3 protein-coding genes are annotated in these 1781 nt (G+C 57.1%); 2 read left to right on the top strand and 1 reads right to left on the bottom strand.

What is annotated here, in order from left to right:
- Nucleotides 1-295: 295 nt before the first annotated feature.
- Nucleotides 296-475 (bottom strand): hypothetical protein, encoded by a 180-nt coding sequence (locus ACFSNB_RS18650; RefSeq protein WP_377319313.1) that lies wholly within the window; start codon nucleotides 473-475, stop codon nucleotides 296-298.
- Nucleotides 476-567: 92 nt separating this feature from the next.
- On the opposite strand from ACFSNB_RS18650, the gene ACFSNB_RS18655 reads away from it, so the two are divergent.
- Together ACFSNB_RS18655 and ACFSNB_RS18660 are read left to right on the top strand one after the other, a co-directional pair.
- Complete coding sequence (locus ACFSNB_RS18655) at nucleotides 568-849, top strand: DUF6626 family protein (RefSeq protein WP_377319315.1); 282 nt, start codon at nucleotides 568-570, stop codon at nucleotides 847-849.
- A 557-nt stretch (nucleotides 850-1406) separates the two neighbouring features.
- Nucleotides 1407-1634 carry a helix-turn-helix transcriptional regulator gene (locus tag ACFSNB_RS18660; RefSeq protein ID WP_021132709.1) on the top strand — a complete coding sequence of 76 codons (228 nt, stop codon included), beginning with the start codon at nucleotides 1407-1409 and terminating at the stop codon, nucleotides 1632-1634.
- Nucleotides 1635-1781 lie beyond the last annotated feature (147 nt).

Genomic DNA, 1781 nt, shown 5'->3' on the forward strand with positions numbered 1-1781 from the left:
TTCGCCCGCCGATACTCACGGCGGGCGGTTTCGGTCCAGGGCATCGATCTCTCTCCGTTTCGTCTCGCAACAAAACGGAATCACAACCCTCTGAAACCGCTCAACTCTTTTTGAGTTGGGCTCTTAGTCAGACAGCGTGCTACTCTGCTGACTAATCCTTTCTGCGCTGGTTTAAAGTTTTCCCCTTGCATCTCGAAGTTGCCCTACTGTCGTTTCGGGCACTCTATCTTTTAAGCGCCGCCTACTTCGTTGTGTGGATGCTATATGGGCCGTCACCGGCCATTGCTATTTATGCTCAGTTTTCGCCGATCTGGAAATTTTTCTGAAAAATTTCTGCCTCCTTGAGCGCCCGTCCCGGCTGCGTCCCGCTGGCCGTCGGTTTTCCCGACAGGATGATGTGGGTGAGGTAATCGGCCAAGCCGTCCCATTCAATCCGCTGCCCCTGGAAGCCGATCTCTACGGTTTTCGTCGTCATCGCAATTCTCCTTTCTGATCTGCGCTGTTCCGCAAGTGTATTTATGCCAAAAGGCATAAATAGCTGCGCAGCACACCAAGAGGGAGAACGAGATGGACATTTACCAAGCTTACGGGGAATTGAAGGCACAGGGCTTGACGCGGGACCAATACGATTTCAGCCGGACATGGCTTGGCCGTGACCGCAGCTATCTTTCCAGCCTGAAGGCGCGCAAGCGCCCGGCCAGCCCGGAGACGATGATCTATCTGGCAACGGCATTGACCCGCGCAATGGTCGCGGCACGGGCCGAACGACAGATGGCGCAAGCGGAGGTGCTGGACAGGATCGGCGGCAAGGTATGGCAGGGAATTGTTCTCGCGGGCCATGCGCAATAGGAGGAGGCTGTGGGGAACATACTTGATGTATGTTCGTCCCCAACGGGGCTATGGGCCATGCAATGCATCTGGGACAGATGAAAGCGCGCATGGGTAGCGTTGCAGTGCCGCGAAGCCCCTCCCGACCCGCGCACTCGAAATGCGCATCCCATTCAACAATCATTTAACAATTTACAGTTTGCGCGAATATGTCGTCTTATATCAATGCGCTACCGGCCATATGTGCATTCGTAATGCGCGGGCCGAGGGTTCGAATCCTTTCGCCGGCACCATTCTTTTCAAGGGCTTAGTGGGAAACCGCTAAGCCCTTGGTCGTTTCCGGGGCTGTTTAGGTAACGAAATAGGTAACATGCGCGGAAATCGTTACCTTTTGCCTCGCGCTGGCTGTCCGGCACCGCTCACCCCTCCCCTCTGTGATGTTACCTATGTGGCAGCCGCCTGTTACCTATGGCACGCAAGCCCTCGACTCCCTCGAAGGGCGGTTGTAACCTTTTCGTGCCTACCGGTGCGGCTTTTCCACCGAGGCATCGCGATGCCTCCCGAAAGGGAGATATCCGATGACTCAGTACGACAAGCGGCTCGTGTCGAAAAAGGAGCTGAAAACACTGTGCGGCATCCCGTACACACCCCAACACATCGGGCGTCTCGAAGCGGCGGGCAAATTCCCCAAGCGGGTACAGCTCGGGCCGAATCGGGTCGCGTGGCTGCTGTCGGAGGTGGATGCGTGGGTGGGCGAACGCATCGCTATTCGCGGTGCGTCCGTTGACGATCCGGCTTCCTTTTGACGGGGCGGGGATGGCCGGTGTGAACCGCCCCGGGATTGCCGGAGGTTCCCTCTCATGAGAAGAAGGAGCCATCATGAGCAAGACGACGAACAAGTTTTCCCCCGAGGTTCGCGAGCGCGCGGTTCGGATGGTTGCCGAGCATGCCGG

This window comes from Phaeospirillum tilakii (assembly GCF_042683125.1).
Lineage (GTDB): Bacteria > Pseudomonadota > Alphaproteobacteria > Rhodospirillales > Magnetospirillaceae > Phaeospirillum > Phaeospirillum tilakii.